This window comes from Streptomyces sp. NPDC052036 (assembly GCF_040680495.1).
Lineage (GTDB): Bacteria > Actinomycetota > Actinomycetes > Streptomycetales > Streptomycetaceae > Streptomyces.
Map to the genome: position 1 here is coordinate 26,256 of NZ_JBFAWW010000007.1, position 18,224 is coordinate 44,479.

General features: G+C 70.9%; 13 protein-coding genes. 9 read left to right on the top strand and 4 right to left on the bottom strand.

All coding sequences use genetic code 11. The features are described from left to right. Positions 1-128: 128 nt before the first annotated feature. From AB0L95_RS12670 to AB0L95_RS12695, 6 genes are all read left to right on the top strand, one after another. Entirely contained in the window at positions 129-851 is a 723-nt protein-coding gene (locus AB0L95_RS12670; protein ID WP_365161080.1) for a hypothetical protein, read from the top strand. A 307-nt stretch (positions 852-1,158) separates the two neighbouring features. Continuing rightward, positions 1,159-1,296, top strand: a complete 138-nt coding sequence (locus AB0L95_RS12675; protein WP_365161081.1) for a hypothetical protein — start codon at positions 1,159-1,161, stop codon at positions 1,294-1,296. Positions 1,297-1,442: 146 nt separating this feature from the next. Then, a complete protein-coding gene (gene glnII, locus AB0L95_RS12680; RefSeq protein WP_365161083.1) occupies positions 1,443-2,474 on the top strand; it encodes a glutamine synthetase in 1,032 nt (343 codons plus the stop codon). A 373-nt stretch (positions 2,475-2,847) separates the two neighbouring features. Continuing rightward, positions 2,848-3,492, top strand: a complete 645-nt coding sequence (locus AB0L95_RS12685; protein ID WP_365161085.1) for a winged helix-turn-helix domain-containing protein — start codon at positions 2,848-2,850, stop codon at positions 3,490-3,492. A 72-nt stretch (positions 3,493-3,564) separates the two neighbouring features. Continuing rightward, positions 3,565-4,593, top strand: coding sequence for an NAD-dependent epimerase/dehydratase family protein (locus AB0L95_RS12690; RefSeq protein WP_365161087.1), 1,029 nt, complete (start codon positions 3,565-3,567; stop codon positions 4,591-4,593). Positions 4,594-4,796: 203 nt separating this feature from the next. After that, a complete protein-coding gene (locus AB0L95_RS12695; protein ID WP_365161089.1) occupies positions 4,797-6,323 on the top strand; it encodes a DUF1996 domain-containing protein in 1,527 nt (508 codons plus the stop codon). Between the two features lie 151 nt (positions 6,324-6,474). Here the strand turns inward: AB0L95_RS12695 and AB0L95_RS12700 are convergent, their stop codons facing one another. Beyond that, positions 6,475-6,903: a hypothetical protein gene (locus tag AB0L95_RS12700; RefSeq protein WP_365161091.1), complete on the bottom strand. Its 429-nt coding sequence runs from the start codon at positions 6,901-6,903 to the stop codon at positions 6,475-6,477. 186 nt (positions 6,904-7,089) lie between these two features. Between AB0L95_RS12700 and AB0L95_RS12705 the strand changes: the two genes are divergently transcribed. The 3 genes from AB0L95_RS12705 to AB0L95_RS12715 all read left to right on the top strand — a co-directional run bounded on the left by AB0L95_RS12705 (position 7,090) and on the right by AB0L95_RS12715 (position 10,473). Further along, a complete protein-coding gene (locus AB0L95_RS12705) occupies positions 7,090-7,593 on the top strand; it encodes a tetratricopeptide repeat protein (protein WP_365161093.1) in 504 nt (167 codons plus the stop codon). 88 nt (positions 7,594-7,681) lie between these two features. Next, complete coding sequence (locus AB0L95_RS12710; protein WP_365161095.1) at positions 7,682-9,664, top strand: hypothetical protein; 1,983 nt, start codon at positions 7,682-7,684, stop codon at positions 9,662-9,664. A gap of 119 nt (positions 9,665-9,783) precedes the next feature. After that, positions 9,784-10,473: a TetR/AcrR family transcriptional regulator gene (locus AB0L95_RS12715; RefSeq protein ID WP_365161096.1), complete on the top strand. Its 690-nt coding sequence runs from the start codon at positions 9,784-9,786 to the stop codon at positions 10,471-10,473. Between the two features lie 4 nt (positions 10,474-10,477). On the opposite strand, the gene AB0L95_RS12720 is transcribed toward AB0L95_RS12715, so the two are convergent. From AB0L95_RS12720 to AB0L95_RS12730, 3 genes are all read right to left on the bottom strand, one after another. After that, complete coding sequence (locus AB0L95_RS12720; protein ID WP_365161098.1) at positions 10,478-10,834, bottom strand: 5-carboxymethyl-2-hydroxymuconate Delta-isomerase; 357 nt, start codon at positions 10,832-10,834, stop codon at positions 10,478-10,480. 126 nt (positions 10,835-10,960) lie between these two features. Then, positions 10,961-16,372, bottom strand: a complete 5,412-nt coding sequence (gene pulA, locus AB0L95_RS12725) for a pullulanase-type alpha-1,6-glucosidase (protein ID WP_365161100.1) — start codon at positions 16,370-16,372, stop codon at positions 10,961-10,963. A gap of 263 nt (positions 16,373-16,635) precedes the next feature. Further along, complete coding sequence (locus tag AB0L95_RS12730; protein WP_365161102.1) at positions 16,636-18,018, bottom strand: alpha-amylase family protein; 1,383 nt, start codon at positions 18,016-18,018, stop codon at positions 16,636-16,638. Positions 18,019-18,224: the final 206 nt, after the last annotated feature.

Genomic DNA, 18,224 nt, shown 5'->3' on the forward strand with positions numbered 1-18,224 from the left:
CTCCCGCGTGACCCACGTCACTTCAGAGACTCCTGTGACCGCTGAGTAACCCCATTCGGGATCTCGTACATAGCGGCGTACCTTTCGCAACCGGCCGTCGACGAGGCGGCCGGGGACAGGAGGCGCGCATGTCGCGTAGGAGAACCCTCAGCCCCAAGAAGAAGATCGTGCTGGCGGTCACCGCCGTCGCCGTGGCGGGCAGCGGGGCCTTCGCCCTCGCCGCCACCTCCAACGCCGCCAACGTGCAGACCGCGGCCACCTCGACGGTCTGCAAGGGACTGGCCACCGCACTCGGCAACAACGAGTCGTTCATCGCCGGGCAGAAGGCCAAGCCGGACGCCCAGTCGGCGGCACGGATCGCCAACCGTGAGGCGGTCATCGCCCAGATCAAGGTCCAGCAGGAGGCGTCGGGCTGCCAGGTCGGGGAGTCCGTTCAGGCGGGCGGGGCGGCACAGTCCGGTGGCGCGGCGCAGGCCGGGGGGTCGGCTCAGGACCCTCAGGCCGGGCAGTCCGCGTCCACCCCGCCGGCGAACACCGCCCCGGCGAACGGCGCGGGGAACAACGCGAGCGCGGGCAACGCCGGGAACGCCGGTGCCGCCTCGGGCCAGCAGGTCTGCAAGGGCTCGACCGTGACGCTCTCCGGCGAGGCCGGTGCCCCGGCCGCGTCCAGCAACCAGTTCCCCGCGGGCACCAAGCTGAAGGTCACCAACCTGGACAACAACAAGTCCACGACGGTGACGGTCACTTCGGTCTCCGGTAGCTGTGTGCTGCTCAACAACGCGGCCTTCGAGCAGGTCCGCGAGCCCGGCAAGTTCCTGATCCGCCGGGCCGTGATCGAGAAGGTGGGGTGAGGTCGGTCCCTTAGGAAATCCAGGAGGCGGCGGTTCGCGGCCGCCGGGTCGCCGTACGGAACGGACATGGAGCTCCGCGTCCGGCGGCGACCCGGCGGCACGGACGGCCACAGGGCGGGGATCACGGGTCCTGCTGTTCGCGGCCACGAGCAGCAGGACCCTCGTGTGCGGCGAGCGCGGCGCGGCAGCGCTCGGACACGGCCCCCCGCGCACGGGGGCCGTCGGGAACCGGTCCGCCGCCTCCTGGAGCCTCGGCCGTACGGCCGGTGACGGCAGCACGCGGAAGGCAGGGGAGGGATGTGGGGATGTGGGTACGACGGACCGGGCAGAGCGGGCAGACCGGGGACCCGAGACGGACGAGCGGGAACTGACGGCGGTACGGGGCTTCCTGGACGTTTTCCGGGAGGCGACCGCGCACCAGGGCCGCCCCACTGCCCCCGGCTGACACGCAGTCGCGGGTAACACGGGGTTCACACCCGGGCAACGGACGAGAAATCGCCTCTTGACAGTCTGCCGGGCAGGAGAACGCGGTGCACGACGGCGCCGCAGCACCCGCAAGTGCGCCAAGACCCACCCCGAAGGATGTGGCCCGTGACCTTCAAGGCTGAGTACATCTGGATCGACGGCACCGAGCCGACGGCCAAGCTCCGTTCCAAGACGAAGATCATCACGGGTGCCCCCGCCGGTCTGGACTCCCTGCCGATCTGGGGCTTCGACGGATCCTCCACCAACCAGGCCGAGGGGCACTCCTCGGACTGTGTGCTCAAGCCGGTCTTCACCTGCCCCGACCCGATCCGCGGCGGCGACGACGTCCTGGTGCTGTGCGAGGTCCTCGACACGGACATGGCCCCGCACGCCTCCAACACGCGTGCCGCGCTGGCCGAGGTCGCCGAGAAGTTCGCCGCGCAGGAGCCGATCTTCGGCATCGAGCAGGAGTACACCTTCTTCGACGGCGCGCGCCCGCTCGGCTTCCCCGAGGGCGGCTTCCCGGCCCCCCAGGGCGGCTACTACTGCGGTGTCGGCGCCGACGAGATCTTCGGCCGTGAGATCGTCGAGGCGCACCTGGACAACTGTCTGAAGGCGGGTCTCGGCCTCTCCGGCATCAACGCCGAGGTCATGCCGGGCCAGTGGGAGTTCCAGGTCGGCCCGCTCGCCCCGCTGGAGGTCTCCGACCAGCTGTGGGTGGCCCGCTGGCTGCTGTACCGCACCGCCGAGGACTTCGGTGTCTCCGCGACCCTGGACCCGAAGCCGGTCAAGGGCGACTGGAACGGCGCGGGCGCGCACACCAACTTCTCCACCAAGGCGATGCGCGAGGGCTACGACGCGATCATCACCGCCTGTGAGTCGCTCGGCGAGGGCTCCAAGCCGCTGGACCACGTCAAGAACTACGGCGCCGGCATCGACGACCGTCTGACGGGCCTGCACGAGACCGCCCCGTGGAACGAGTACTCCTACGGCGTCTCCGACCGCGGCGCCTCCGTCCGTATCCCGTGGCAGGTGGAGAAGGACGGCAAGGGCTACATCGAGGACCGCCGCCCGAACGCCAACGTCGACCCGTACGTGGTCACCCGCCTGCTCGTCGACACCTGCTGCACGGCCCTGGAGAAGGCCGGCCAGGTCTGACCGACGCCCTACCGCTTTTGAGGGGGCGCCCACCGGACGGTGGGCGCCCCCTTGAGCGTCCCATGTGTGAGTGAGCGTCCAATGCGTGAGAGAAGACTGCTGCCGGGCCCGGCCGTCTGCTTCAATGGGTTCATGGCCAGCTTCCAGGAGTGCAGCGCGACGGGTCGCCATGACCTCGAGCCCTTCTGGCCTTCCCGTCAGCACCACGACTTCGACCGGGTGTGTTGTCGCGCGCGGAACGCGCGGGCCCTCTAAAGCCGGTAAACCCGGCCTTCGGCCGGCGCGCACGACGTACGTCCTCGACGACCCCGGCCACGAGCTCGCGGTCGTCGGCCTCCCCGACGAACTCCTCGCGCGAAAGAGCTGACCCCTCATGGCGACCACTCGTTCTCTGCCGACCGCCACCCTCGACACCGCGGCCGCCCCCTCGACCGGCTCCGCACGGCACCGGCTGCGTGCCGTCGACCGGGACGAGGTCGCCGGCGTGCCGGACTTCCTGCCACCGGGCGCCACCTGGCTGCCCGTACCCCCGCACTCCCTGCCCGAGCTGCCCGGCCGGCCGCCGATGATCGGCTATCTGGTGCTCGTGCCGGCCGACCAGCGGCCGCCCTTCGCACCGGTCGCCGTGCCCGCCCCCGCGGACGACGACATCCTGGGGGACGACACCCCGGCGGACGACACCGCCGCGGACGACCCCGGGGCCGGGCGGAGGGCCGACCCCGCCGCCGGGGAGCCGCTCGTCCGTGTCGACACCGCCCGGCGCACCGCCGAGGTGGCGGGACGACCGCTCGACCTCACCTACCTGGAGTTCGAGCTGCTCGCCCATCTCGTGGCGCACCCCCACCGGGTGCACACCCGGGACCAGCTGGTGAGCACGGTCTGGGGCTACGGGCACGTGGGCGACGGGCGCACCGTCGACGTCCATATCGCCCGGCTGCGCCGCAAGCTCGGCGCCGAGCACCGCCAGGCGATCCAGACCGTACGGCGCGTGGGCTACAAGTACACACCGGGCCGCTGACCACGGCGCCCCGGATCTTCTGTCAGCAGATCCGTGTTCCGCCCCGCGGGCCGGCCGGGCACAGTCGTCGGTATGAGACTTCTGGTGCTGGGCGGTACGGAATTCGCGGGGCGGGCCGTCGTGGAGGCGGCGCTCGACCGGGGCTGGGAGGTGACCGTCCTCAACCGGGGGCGGCACCAACCCCCGCCCGGGGTACGGCAGATACAGGGTGAGCGCACCGCGCCCGGCGGGCTCGCGGCGCTCGAACGGGACCGCGAGCCCGGAGAATGGGACGCCGTCGTCGACACCTGGTCGGGGGCGCCGCGCGCGGTGCACGAGTCCGCCCGGCTGCTCGCCGGCCGGGCCGGGCGGTATGTGTACGTGTCCAGCTGCTCGGTCTACGCCTGGGCCCCCGCCCCCGGCTACGACGAGGGCGCTCCCCTGGTCCAGGGGGCGGCGGCCGACGCGGAGCAGACCGCGTACCCGCAGGACAAGCTCGGAGGCGAGCTGGCCGCGGCGGCGGCGTTCGGCGCGGAGAGGTCCCTGCTGGTGCGGTCGGGGCTGATCCTGGGGCCGTACGAGAACATCCACCGGCTGCCGTGGTGGCTCACCCGGATCGCCCGCGGCGGTCCGGTCCTCGCGCCCGGGCCGCACGACCTGCCCTTGCAGTACATCGACGTACGGGATCTCGCGGAGTGGATCCTCGGCGCGGTGGAGCGGGAGCTGAGCGGGCCGTACAACCTCATGAGCCCGCAGGGGCACACGACCATGGGCGAGCTGCTGGAGGCATGCGTACGGGAGACCGGCAGCGATGCGCGGCTGTGCTGGACCGCGCCCGAGGTGATCCTCGACGCGGGGATCGAGCCCTGGACGCAGCTGCCGGTGTGGGTGCCGCCGGGCAGTGCGGGACACGCCGCCCTGCACAGCGCGGACGTGTCGCGGGCGGTCCGGGACGGACTGCGCTGCCGCCCGGTGGCCCGGACCGTGGCCGACACCTGGAACTGGCTGCGGAGCACCGGCACGAACGCGCCCCGGCGGCCCGGCCGTCCGAAGGTGGGTCTCGATCCCGTGCTGGAGCGGAAAGTGCTGGCCGGTAAAGGCGAGAACGGCATCGAGCATTGAATTGAATTCAAAAAAGCCCTGGATACCCTCCTCAACTCCCGTTGAAACAGGGGCTTCTGTGGCTCTTGCGCCCGAAATGGCCACACGAAGCTCCAAGTTTTTTTCCGAGGCTCCTGAACACCCCCCACGCCCCCTGCGTATGAGAGGACGCCGCTTCACCCCTGTCGGGCGCCTCCGCCCCGAAAGGAAGTCAGAGGAGTTCCATGGGACGCAACACTCGAAAACGCCGTACGCCGCTGGCCACGAAGGCCATTGCCGCCTCGGCGGCCCTAGCGCTCGGTGGGGGCGGGCTGCTCTGGGCGAACTATTACGCCTCGGCGCACGAGACCGACAACAACGCTTGGGGGGGTAACCAGACCAAGGCCGCAAGCGCCACGGTGGCGACCATCTCGTGCCCGGACGTCGGCCAGAAGCTGACGAACGTGCCGGCCGCCGCGCGCAACGGTGTGGCCGCGGAGCTCGCCAAGCTCGACAAGCAGATCACTGAGGCCTACGCCCGGCTCGCCTCCACACGCCAGGCCCAGGCGAACGACGCGAGCTTCGTGCAGAACGCGATCGTCGGCCCCCTCAAGGAGAAGCGGTCCGCGACGATCGACCGCATCAGAATCGACATCCAGCGGGTCGGCGGGTCCTTCAACCAGTCGCTGTCCCAGCTGGCCTCCTGCACGACGCTGAACACCAACCAGACCACCGCCGGTCAGACCGGCGGCCAGAACGGTGGTCAGCAGAACAACGGTGGCCAGCAGCAGAACAACGGTGGCCAGCAGCAGAACAACGGCGGCCAGCAGCAGGGCAACGGCGGCCAGGCCGCCAACGGCCCGGTGGCGGCGGACTTCGTCGACATCACCAGGGTCGCCCCGAACGTCCAGGGCAAACCGCGCAAGCTGCGCAACGCCTCGACCGGTTCGTTCGTCACCCGCTGCGGTGTGAACGCGAACAAGAACCACAACACCGACAACGTGATCGTGGCGCCCGGCGTGACCAACGGCGCGCACCACCTGCACGACTACGTCGGCAACCAGAAGGTCAACGCGTTCTCCAGCAACCAGACGTTCCTGCAGGGCGGCACCAGCTGCCAGAACAAGAACGACCTGTCGGCGTACTACTGGCCCGTGGTCCGTATCCAGGACGGTACGCAGGACTTCGACCAGAACGCGGACGGCGGTGGCAAGGAAGGCAACGTCGGCCGGATCCTGACCCCCGTCCAGGCCGAGATCAAGTACGTCGGCAGCCCGGCCAGCAAGGTCGTCGCGATGCCGCAGTTCCTGCGCATCATCACCGGTGACGCCAAGACCACCACCAACGGTCTGGCCAACGCCAACGCGCACTGGAGCTGCACCGGCTTCGAGAACAAGGTCCAGCTGACGACGCAGTACCCGATCTGCCCGCAAGGCAGCAACGTGGTCCGCACGTTCGCCTTCCAGAGCTGCTGGGACGGCCAGAACATCGACAGCGCCAACCACCGTACGCACGTGGCCTTCCCCGACCCGGCGAGCGGCGTCTGCGGGAACGGCTTCAAGGCGATCCCGCAGCTGACGATGCGCCTCGTGTACAAGATCAACCCGCCGACCGTCCAGAACGGTCAGGTGAAGAACGCCTACGCGGTGGACGGCTTCCCGGACCAGCTCCACAAGCCGGCCACCGACCACGACGACTTCATCAGCGTCACGACCGGCGGCCTGGCGAACAAGATCGCCAACTGCGTCAACTCCGGTCGGCAGTGCCAGTGACCCGCTGAGGCGGTGACCACCGAGACGGTGATCCACTGAAGAGGGCCGGTGGCGGGACTCCCGCCACCGGCCCTCTTCGGCATGTGCGCCGTCCCGCCGCCGTGCCTTCGCCGTGCGGCCCCGCGGCTCAGCCGCCGCGGGGCCCCCTGGTTCAGCCGCCGTGCCCGGCGTGGGAGTGGTGGTCGACGCCGATCTCGACATCGCCGCCGAGCGTGCCGCGCAGGGCCTTGACCACCCCGTTGTCCCCGACGGCGACCCACTTGCGGCCCACGAGGTAGTAACCGCCGTAGTCCTTGGCATCGTTGATCCACTCACGCTGCCCCCGGTCGGTGGCGAAGGTGGCGAGCACGAACTTGCCGTCGGAGTTGGTGCAGATGGCCTGCCGGAGCTCATCGGCGTCCGTCTGGATGTTCGGCTTGCACTTCACGTCCGCCGCCAGGTCCTCCAGGCTGCCGGTCGCGGTCACCGGAACCTTGCTCTGGGCGGCGGCCGACCCGCCCGACCCACCCGACCCGGCACAGCCGGTCAGCACCAGCAGTGCGACGGCCGCACCGGCCGCCAGCTTCTCGCGCGTCCTCATGTCTTCTCCCGGTCTTTCCGGCCCATGCCACGGAAGGCCCCCACGAGGACCCTGCCGTTTCGTACGGATGTGACGCCTCCCGTGCTCAACGGCCGCCCGGTTCCCTGTGGGATCACGGAAATCCGGCGCCCCGACCGCCCCACCTGTGCGAAGGTGGGCAGCCTGGCATTCGGTCGAGGGGGAAGCGTGAGCACACAGGACTGGGACGAGCGTGTGGCGGCCGCATGGGCGACCTTCGACGACTACGCCGAGGAGGACGCCGCGGACTTCCGGGCCGTGATCGACGCCCTCGTCGCCGAGCTGCCCGACGGCAGTCCGCTCGGCCCCTTCGAGCAGGCCTGCGCCTGGGACTCGACGGGCCACTCGGACCGGGCGGTCCCGCTGTACCGGGAGGCGCTGGCGCGCGGTCTCGACGGCTACCGCGGCCGCCGGGCGAAGATCCAGCTGGCCAGCTCGCTGCGGAACATCGGGCAGGCGGAGGAGGGCGTCAAGCTGCTCACTCCCGAGCTCGACGCCCCCTCCGACGAACTGGACGACGCCGTACGCGGCTGTCTCGCCCTGTGCCTGTCGAGCCTGGGCCGGGACCGCGAGGGGCTGTCCCTGGTGCTCGGCGCGCTCGCGCCCCATTTGCCGCGCTATCAGCGGTCGATGGCGAACTACGCCCGGCTGCTGGTCGAGCCCGGCGACTGACCGTCCCCTTTCCGCTCACGCCGGCGGACCGCTCCCCTGCGCTCGGCCGTCCAGGTGACCAACCACCGTTTCGCTCGTTCTGCTGAACGTGCAGTCACAGGACGTCGCCCCCCACCCCGCATCGGCCTCCGGTCCGGTCATCGACGTCGAGCAGGCCGAGGCCACGCTCGTCGAGCACTATCCCCGGCTCGTCCGGCTGGCCTATCTGGTGCTGCCGCCGGGCCTCGGCCGCAACCGCCGGGTGCTGACCGCGCACGGCCTCGTCCAGCGGGCACTGCCCCGGGGGCGCGCCCTCTCGGCCGTGCTCCCCTCCCAGAGCGGCGGCCGGCACAGCGCGGGCGCGTCCCACCGCTCCGGCGGTGCGGGAGGAACCGGGAGCCCGGCGGAGGGCGGCGTCGGCGACCCGGGCTACGCCCTGCTGCGGCTGCGCGTGGTGCGTACGGCGCTGGAGGCGGGCCGGCCGCTTCGGGGCGCGGCCTGGCCGAAGCGGTCCCAGCTGCCGCCGCTGCTGCCCCAGGTGTGGGGGCTGCGGCTGTTCCCGCGCTCGGGCGGCGCCGATGAACTCGCCCTGGACCAGCGGCTGTCCGCGCTGTCCGCGCCGGCCCGCGCCGCCCATGTGCTGCGCGGTCTGGAGAAACTTCCCGAGGACGGTGTGCGCAGGGTGCTGTCCGCGGCGGGCGTCACGGACCCGGCGGCGGCGCTGCGCGAGGCCGCGGCCGTACCGGCCGAGGACGCGCTGCTGCACTCCCCCGAGTTCGACCCGTGTGCGCTCCAGGCCCGGCCGACCGACCTGATGCGGCGGCGGCAGCACACCAAGGCCGCGCTCGCGGCCGCGGCGGCCGTCGCGGTGTGCGGCGCGCTGCTGGCGGTGCCGCGCGGCGGCTGGGGTCCGGACGGCGCCGCCGCCCCCGCCGACGCGCAGAACCCGGCCGCCCGGGCGGCCCTGGATCCGGCCCAGGTGACCAGGGCGGCCCCCGCCGCGTGGCGGACGTCGGCGCGCACCGACTTCTCCGTGTGGCCCGCCCGCGGCGCTCTGACCGGCGACCGGGGGCTGCTGCGGCGCGCGCTCGCCGTCTGGGCGCGGCCCGGGGAGTCCGTACGGGTCTCGGCCACCCCCGGCACGCCCTCGGGCGGCCCCGCCGGCCCGCCGCAGCTGCTGTACGCGGGCCGGGTCGACGCGGCGCGCGTGGTGGTCTTCTACGACGGTCTGCGCATCGTGCGCTACGCCGAGCCGAGGGACGGCACGGACGGGGCGGCGCTCGACCTCGCCCGGGCGGACGCGGCGGCCGGGGCCGAGGCGGAGGCGCTGGTGCTGGACCGCGCCGACGGCAACGTCCGCTACCTGACGGCCCCTTGGGTGCGCGCCGCGGTGCAGCGGGACCTGGTGCGACCGTCGGCCGGGGCGATGGACCTGCGTCCGGCGGACGGGGTGACCGCGCCGCTCGCGAGCCCGGCGCAGCAGAGCGGCGCGTGCGCGTCATGGAACGTGCTGCAGCTGACGGACGGTTCGGGTACGCGGGTGCTGGCCGATCTCGGGGAGCTGATGCCGGCGCATCTCACCGTGGGGCGGCCGGCCGGCCCCCGGGAGGCGTCCGGGGCGGCGGCCCTGCGCACCTGGGCACCGTTGGCGTGCTCGCTGGCGGCGGTGCGGTCGCAGGGCGTGCGGTCCGTCAACGCGTGGGAGTACGCGCGGCAGTCGCTGCCGGACGGGTCCGGGGCCGCGCAGTGGGTGTGCACCCGGGCGGACACCTGGCGGGGCGACGCCCCGCGGGTGCTGGCGCAGTTCCGCACCCCGGGCGGGCGGTCCGGGGCGGTCGCGGCGCAGGCCGAGGGCGTCGCGGCGTGCGGGGCGAAGGATCCTCATGTGCTGGCCGGGGTGTTGTGGAAGTCGGCGGAGGGCACCTGGTACCTGCTCGCCGCGGGCAGCAACGACACCGCGTCCGTCCGGACGACCGGCGAGGTGAGCGGGTCGGCGCGAGGAAGCCTGCTGGCGGTGCGGACGAGGCAGGGGGCCCGGGCCGGGCTGAGGGGCACCCTGACCGACGGGAGGACGGTCGGCGGACTTCGGTGAGCACGGACCGAACCGGCCGTCGAAGCACGGGGGTACGGTGAGGGAGTTGTGCCGGAGATGTGAACACGCCACAGGGATCCTGCCGGTTCAAGGCCGGATTCGATCGGTAAGGTGTTCGTATGACTACCGGGGTACGTCGCAGAATGGGAGTCGAGGCACGTCGACAGCAGCTGATCGGCGTCGCCCTCGAACTGTTCAGCCAGCGCTCCCCCGACGAGGTCTCCATCGACGAGATAGCGTCGGCCGCGGGCATCTCGCGTCCGCTGGTCTACCACTACTTTCCCGGCAAACTCAGCCTGTACGAGGCCGCGTTGCGGCGGGCCGCGGACGATCTGGCGAACCGGTTCACGGAGCCGCACGAGGGTCCCCTCGGGGCACGGCTGCTCCGGGTGATGCGCCGCTTCTTCGACTTCGTGGACGAGCACGGCCCCGGTTTCTCCGCACTGATGCGCGGCGGCCCGGCGGTCGGCTCGTCGACGACGAATGCCCTCATCGACTCGGTGCGCCAGGCCGCGTACGAGCAGATTCTCTCGCACCTGGAGATCGAGGAGCCGCCCGCGCGACTGGAGTTGATCATCCGCTCCTGGATCTCGCTCGCGGAGTCGACCGCGCTGCTCTGGCTGGACGGCCGGCGCATTCCGCGCGCCGAGTTGGAGAGCCAGCTGGTGCACGACCTCGGCGCGCTTACGGCCGTCGGCGCCGCCTACGACAAGGAGTTGGCCGCGGTGGTGCGCTCCATGTTCAAGGACGAGCCGGCCGACGGCCCCTTCGGTGACCTGGTCGCCCGGCTGATCGCCCTCGCGTCCTGACGGCTCAGGCGTCGACCGTCCGGTACGACGGGTCGAGGTCGCGCACCTCGGCCGAGACGTGCAGCGCCAGGCCCCCGGCGGGCTTCACATACTGGCGCAGCAGTTCCAGCGCGGTCTCGGCGAGCCGGACCCGCGTCTCCTCGGTGCGTCCGGCCAGCAGGCCGATGGAGATGCTCACCACGGCGTGCCCCTCGGTGTCGGGGCCGACCACGGTGTCCTCGGTCCGGCGGAACTGCGTCTTGCATGCGGTGGGCTTCGCCGCCGCGATCTCCACGGTCGCGGCATGGAGCGCCGTGGCGAATCCGGGACGGTCGAAGTCCTCGGCGAGCCGGGCCGAGTAGTCGACGGTGATCTGCGGCATGAGCACTCCTGTTCTACGACGACACGGTTCACCCTAGTCGCCGTGGGGTCCCTCCCGAGCGGCTCCCGCACGCACGGGTGGGGCCGGGCCCGCGAGCGGACCCGGCCCCGTTGCCGGGGTGCGTCGTCACGTGCCCCGGGAGAACACCGCCACCGTGCGCGCCGGGACGGCGAAGGTGCCCGTGGCCGCCGCGTAGGAGGAGGTCCTCACCACCGCGTCCGCACCGGCCGCCTGCACCGGGTGCAGCCGGTAGTGGGCCCCGGCGAGCGTCTGGACGCGCTGTTCCTGCCGCTCGGGCGTCGCGTTGAACACCACGACCAGGTCGCCGAGGGTCATGGTGATCACACCGGGTGTCTCGTCCTTCCCGGACAGCGGGAAGGACAGCCGGTCCTGCACCTGCGCGGCCGTGCCGAGGGAGAACGCCTTCTCCGTCGTACGGATCCTCAGCAGGTCCCGGTAGGCGGCGGAGGCGCCGTCGATCTGCGGGCAGCCCACCGTGACCGTGCCCAGCAGCGGCTTGGCGTAGGTCCACTTGGACTGGTTGTCGGCCGCCATCGGCAGCCCGCGCCCGAAGCCGTTGCCGTCCGCGCAGTTCCAGTGGACGGCGTTGAACCAGTCACCGCTGTCGAAGGAGTTGCGGTCCAGCGACTTCGAGCGCAGCAGGTCGGTGCCCGCCTGAGAGAGGGCCGGTCCCTGCGAGAGGGCGGCCGTGGCCATCGCCAGCACCTGCATCCGGGCCCGGTCCGACGCGCCGGTCGCGGCGGGCAGTTTGTAGGTGAGCGCGTCGAACAGGGACTCGTTGTCGTGCGCGTCCACGTAGGCGAGGGCGTCGCCGGGGGCGTCCGCGTAGCCGGCGGGGGCGCCGTTGTAGTCGATCTCCGCGCCGGTGACCTCCTTGCCGTCGTCGTCGGTGAAGCGGTACTTCGCGAGGTTGCCGGTCAGACCGACCTTGATGAGGTCCTGGTAGTGCAGCAACCGGGCCTTCTGCTCGGCCGGAGTGCCGTTGGCGGAGGACGCGTTGGGGTCGGTGTACAGGCCGGACGCGAAGCCCTGGACGCCCGGGTCCGCGTCGAAGGGGCTGCCGCCGCGCACCGCGTCACGGGCCCGGTCGGAGAAGGTGGCGATGCCGGTGCCGGCCATGTTCTGCTGGGTGGCCTGGACGAAACGGGCGTCGTTCGCGACTTCGCCGAAGTTCCAGCCCTCGCCGTAGAGGATGATCTTCTTGCCGTCGACCCCGTCCTTCGCGGGGGTCAGCGCGTCCAGCGCCTTGCGCACCGCGAGGATGTTGGCCTTCGGGTGGTGGCCCATGAGGTCGAAGCGGAACCCGTCGACCTTGTACTCCTTGGCCCAGGTGACGAGCGAGTCCACGACGAGCTTGCCCATCATGGCGTTCTCGGGCGCGGTGTTCGCACAGCAGGTGCTGTTCGCCACCGACCCGTCGGCGAGAAGCCGCTGGTAGTAGCCGGGCACGATCTTGTCCAGGACGCTGGTGTCCGCCTGGCCGCTCGCCGCCGTGTGGTTGTAGACGACGTCCATCACCACCCTGAGGCCGTCGTCGTTGAGGGACTTGACCATCGTGCGGAACTGGACCGTGCGCCCGGTGCCGTCCGGGTCCGTGGCGTACGAGCCCTCGGGGACCGTGAAGTGGTACGGGTCGTAGCCCCAGTTGTAGGCGTCCTTCGCGGCGGTGGCAGCGACACAGGCCTGCTGCCGGTCGGAGTCGGCCGCGTAGGAGGCGAGATCGCAGCCGGGGGTCTGCTGCTCGGACTTCTTCTCGGGGATCGTCGCGATGTCGAAGGCCGGCAGCAGATGGACGTACGAGGTGCCCGCCTTCGCCAGCGCGCGCAGATGCCGGGAGCCGTCGCTCCTGGTGTCGGCGAAGGCGAGATAGGTGCCCTGGTCCTTGGCCGGCACGGTCTTGTCCGCGACGGAGAAGTCCCGGATGTGCAGCTCCTGGATCTGGGCGTCCCTGAGCGGCACCGCCTTCGGCTTCTTCAGATGCGACCAGCCGCTCGGGGCGAGGGACCGGTCGTTCAGGTCGACGACGAGGCTGCGCGCGGAGTCGGCGGTGAGGGCGAGGGAGTACGGGTCGGTGACCTTGTTGGTGACGATCTTCCGGACGCTCGGCGCCCACACCTTCACGGCATAGCGGTAGGGCTTGTTCTTCCAGGACGCCGGGCCCGTGACGGACCAGACGCCGGTGGTGGCGTTCCGCCGCATGGCGACCGTGGAGCCGCCCACTTCGAGCCGCACCGACTGTGCGGTCGGCGCCCAGACGGCCAGCGTGGGACTGCCGTGGTGGAACGTCGGTCCGAGATCGGCCTTCGTCGCGTCGTACAGGTCATCGAGTACGCCGGCGATCTGGACGCCCGTCGCCGCCAGCACCGCCCCGTTCGCGGCCCGCTGCGAGGCGACCAGCTGGCCGCTCAGGGCCTCGCGCTCCCGGCCGCGGTCGCGCGGGTCGACGGACCAGGCGGTGTAGTCCTTCAGATAGGGGAACTTGGCCTTCTGGGCGTCGGTGAGCGTGGTCCTCGTCAGTCGCAGCCAGCGCTCGTCGTCGCTCGTCAGCGTCCCGTCCTTCACGGCGATCGAGCCGTCGCGGGAGGAGAGGAGCTGGGTGGAGGCGGCGCCGTCGACGCCGTTCCAGGCGAGCGTGTCCCGGTCGATCCACACCGCCTTGGAGGTGCTCAGGTCGAGGGCGGCCGAGCTGCCCGCGGGCTGCGGCAGCAGGTACTTCTCCTGGCTGTTCAGCAGCCACACCTCGTGGCCGTTCGCCGTCAGGTCGAGCGACTGGTCGGCGGCGAGGTCCTTCTCGTCGCCCTTGTGGATGATGTAGCTGAGGCTGGTGGCGCCCTCGGCGAGCGGCACCTCGAAGACCGCGCCGTACGCGTCGGTCCGTACCGGCTTCAACGGGCTGGACCAGTCGGTGGGGTTCGCGGCGCCCGTCCAGACGTGCAGGCCCCAGCCGTCGTAGTTCCCGTCGGCTCGGTGGTAGTGGAGGACGGCCTTCGTCCGGTCCTGCGGCGGGTAGTCGGCCGTCGGCTTCTCGGTGAGGACGGTCTCCTTGCCCTGCTCGACCCAGACCTCGCCGGTCCTGGTGACGTCGATGGTGCGGTCGGTGGAGACGTCCTTGTCGCCGTTCTTGTCGATGACGAGGAAGCCGACGCTGGAGGCTCCGGGCTTCAGCTTGACGTAGGCGAAGGCGCCGTAGGCGTCGCGGCCCACGAAGGGGTGGCTGTCCGGCCAGGTCGTCGCCTCGCCGTCGGCGAGGTCGCCCCAGGCGTACAGGCCCCAGTCGCCGTAGTCGCCGTCGGCGCGCTTGTAGTGGACGATCGCGTAGTCGCGGGAGGAGGCGGTGGGGACCTGGGGGGCCGGCGGGGTGCCGGTCGTGCTGTCCGCCGTCGCGCTCGCCGTCCGGCCCGCCGAGTCGATCACGACCGCCTTGTAGCGCAGGGCGGTTCCGGCCGGGACGTTCTTGGCGAGGGTCTGGGTGACCTTGTATGGGGCATGGTCGGCGGAGCCGAGGGTCCGCCAGGGGCCGTTGCCGGTCTGGGCGGCGAAGACGACACGGTTGAGCTGTCCGCCCTCGACGTCGGCGGAGACCTCGACCGTGCCGGTGGCGCCCGCGTCCGGGGCCTTCAGGGTGATCGTCGGCCTGCTGGCGGGCGCGCCGAGCGGGCGGACGGCCTTGAGGACGACGGCGGAATAGGCCGGGACGGTGAGGCTGACCTTGCGGTCGGCGTCGCTGCGGACCGTCGCGTCCGTCCCGTGGATGCCCCGGAAGGTCATGTCCGCGGAGCCGGTGACGAAGGCGGCCGTCTTCTGCTCGTCGGCGTTGTTGAGGGCGACGAGGTACTCGGTGCCGTCGGTGCCGGTGCGGGAGAAAGCGTAGACGCCGGCGCCGTCGGCCGCGTAGCGCTCGGTCTGGACCCCGTCGGCGAGGGCGGGGTTGGCCTTGCGCAGTGCGGAGAGAGCGGCGATCTGACGGTAGAGCGGGGCGCTCGTGTCGTACGCGTCGCTCGCGTGGGTGCGGTCGGTGCCGATCTCGTCGTCGTCAAGATAGTCCGCGACCTTGGAGGCGAACATCGTCTGCCGGGCGTCCTTGTCACCGCCGGAGCCGGTGAAGCCCTGTTCGTCTCCGTAGTAGACGACGGGGTTGCCGCGGCTGAGGAACATCACCTCGTCGGCGAACTCGTCCTTCTTCAGCAGCTCCGCGTCGGACGCCTTCGGGTTGTCCTGCTTCAGGAAGTACCCGATCCGCCCCATGTCGTGGTTGCCGAGGAAGGTGACCTGCTCGTACGCGTTGGCCTTGTCGGTCGTGTACTTGTAGTCGTCGGCGAAGACACCCGCGAGTTTCCGTGCGCTGCCGCCCTGGGAGGCGTACTCCCGGGCCGCCTCCTGGAAGGGGAAGTCGAGCGTGGCGTCCAGGCGGCCCTGGGTGACGTACGGCGCGTTGATCGACGGGTCGGCGGAGTAGACCTCGCCGAACATGAAGAAGTTCCTGCGGCCGTGCGCGGCGGCGTACCGGTCGAGCGCGGTCGCCCACTGCGTCCAGAACTCCATGTCGACGTGCTTCACGGTGTCGATCCGGAAGCCGTCGACGCCGAAGTCCCGCACCCAGCGCTGGTAGATCTTCTCCATACCGCTGACGACCTCGGGGCGCTCGGTCCACAGGTCGTCGAGGCCGGAGAAGTCGCCGTAGGTGGCGTTCTCGCCGGCGTAGGTGGAGTCACCGCGGTTGTGGTACATCGTCGGGTCGTTGAGCCACGACGGGACCTTGATGTTCTTCTTCGCGGCGGGCACGACGGGCGTGCGCGGGAAGGAGCCGGTGCCGACCGGCGGGAAGCTCTTCGTGCCGTCCGCGTAGTCGGCGTCGTCGAAGGGGCGGCCGTCCTTGGTCAGATACGGGAAGGCGCCCTTGGAGAGGTAGTCGTGCGAGGCGCCCTCGTAGTCGACGACGTCGGCGGTGTGGTTGGTGATGACGTCGAAGAAGACCTTCATGCCCTTGGCATGCGCCTTGGAGATGAGGTCCGCCAGGTCCTTGTTGGTCCCGAAGTGCGGGTCGACCTTGGTGAAGTCGGTGATCCAGTAACCGTGGTACCCGGCCGAGGCGTCGGCCCCGGTCCCCTGCACGGGCTGGTTCTTGAAGATCGGGGCCAGCCAGATGGCGGTGGTGCCGAGGCCCTTGATGTAGTCGAGCTTCCGGGTCAGGCCCTTGAGGTCGCCGCCCTGGTAGAAGCCCTTGTCCGTGGGGTCGTATCCGGTGGCGAGCCGTGAACCGGTCAGGCCGCCCCGGTCGTTGGAGGTGTCGCCGTTGGCGAACCTGTCCGGCATCACGAAGTAGAACTGCTCGCGGGTGTCGTCGTGCCGGGCGGGCTCGGCCGCGAGCCGCGCGTCGGAGGGGGGCGCGGGCGGGGTGGCCGCCCTGGCGGCGAGGGGCGGCAGGAGCGCCGCGGCGAGCGCGGCGACGGTGAGGGCCGTGACCCTTCTCCGGCTGGGGGTACGACGCCTCGGGGGCGTCGGCCATCTCGGTATCACAGGCGTGAACTCCTTGCGATTGCGGCTCAATCGGGTCCGACCCCTGCGCCACGGGACGGCTGCGTCGCCGGGCGCCCGCGCGACCGTACCGCCGACGAAAGCCTTACAGCAAGAGTCATGAAACTCACGGCAAGTACTTTCAGAGCCAATTCGGCCCGGCCCCGATCCGCCGTCCGGGCACAGCTGTTGGGGCGCGGGCACGACGCGGTGCCCTCCGGCGGATCCGCCGGAGGGCACCGCGGGGGTACGGGCCGGTCAGCGGGTCAGCAGCTCGACTTCCCCGCATAGAGGGCGAGCGCGGTGTTCGGGGCGACGGACGCCTGGAACCAGCCGCTGCTGTTCACCGTCACGGTCCTGTTGCCCTGCACATCGCAGTAGGTGCCGGCGGGCAGCGAGGTCTCGTACGACCGGTCGGCCGCGGTGCTCTCGTGGTTGATCACCACATAGCCCTTGCTGCCGCGGCCGAACGCGATGAGGTTGTTGCCGTCGTCCCACCACTTGGTGACCGCCTGGCCGCGCGTGGCGTTGCGGAAGGCGACCATGGACCTGATCTCCGGCCAGGCGTGCTGGCACTTCCAGCCGTCCTGCCAGCAGGCGTTCACCGCACCGCCGTTGGGCGGCCCCGCGTCCGCGTCGGACCACTCGTAGCCGGAGTTGATGTCGGGGGCGCCGTAGGGCCAGGCCAGCATGAAGACGTTCGCCAGGGTGTAGTTGGCGCCGTCCTTGTAGTTCAGGGTCGAGCCGTTGCGCTCGGTGTCGTGGTTGTCCACGAACACCCCGGCGACCGAGTTGCTCAGATAGCCCCAGCCCTCGCCGAAGTTGTTCAGGTAGGCGAGCTTCTCGCTGTTGAAGACCCGCTTGAGGTCGTAGGCGTAGCGGAACTCCTGGACGTCGCCGTTGCCGGTGTACTCGCTCGGCTGGACCGCCTCGCCCGCGCCGTAGATGACCTCCTGCTTCCAGTACGCGGAGGGGTTGGTCAGCCGTGACTTGATGTTGGCGAGGTCCTCCGCCGGGATGTGTTTGGCGGCGTCGATGCGGAAGCCGTCCGCGCCGAGGCCGAGCAGGTCGTTCATATAGCCGGCGATGGTCTTGCGGACGTACTCCTCGCCGGTGTCGAGGTCGGCGAGGCCCACCAGCTCGCAGTGCTGCACGTTCCAACGGTCCTGGTAGTTGGTCACCTGGGAGGTGCAGTCGTCGAAGTCGGCGTACGAGTACAGGCCCGGGTAGTCGTACTTCGTGTACGACGAGCCTCCCGTGCCGGTTCCGCTGCCCGCCGACATGTGGTTGATGACGGTGTCCACGACGACCTTCACACCGGCCGCGTGGCAGGTGTTGACCATGTTCTGGAAGGCCGTGCGGTCGCCGAGGCGGCCCGCGATCTTGTAGCTCACCGGCTGGTACGACGTCCACCACTGGGGGCCCTGTATATGTTCGGCGGGCGGGGAGACCTGGACGTAGCCGTAGCCTGCCGGGCCGAGGGTGTTGGTGCACTCCTTGGCGACCGAGGCGAAGTTCCACTCGAACAGGACCGCGGTGACGTCCTTGGTGCCGGGCGGGGAGGCGTACGCGGTCCCGGCGGGGACGGCGAGTGCGACCGACGCCGCCGCCGCGAGGGCGAGGGCGCCGGAGAGCGTTCTACTGGCCATGTGGGGGTCCTTCTCCGTTGAAGGATCTGCTGAGGGGTCTCTGACGGACTCCGAGATCCCGTGAAGGCAATTACTGCAAGTTTTCAACTACTTGCAGTGCAGCAGACCGTACGAGCCCCGACCTCGACGGTCAACCCCTCGGACATGTTCCTGTCACCTACGCGAAATAGTGGTCGGTTGCGGCTGGTTGACGCCGCATCACCCGG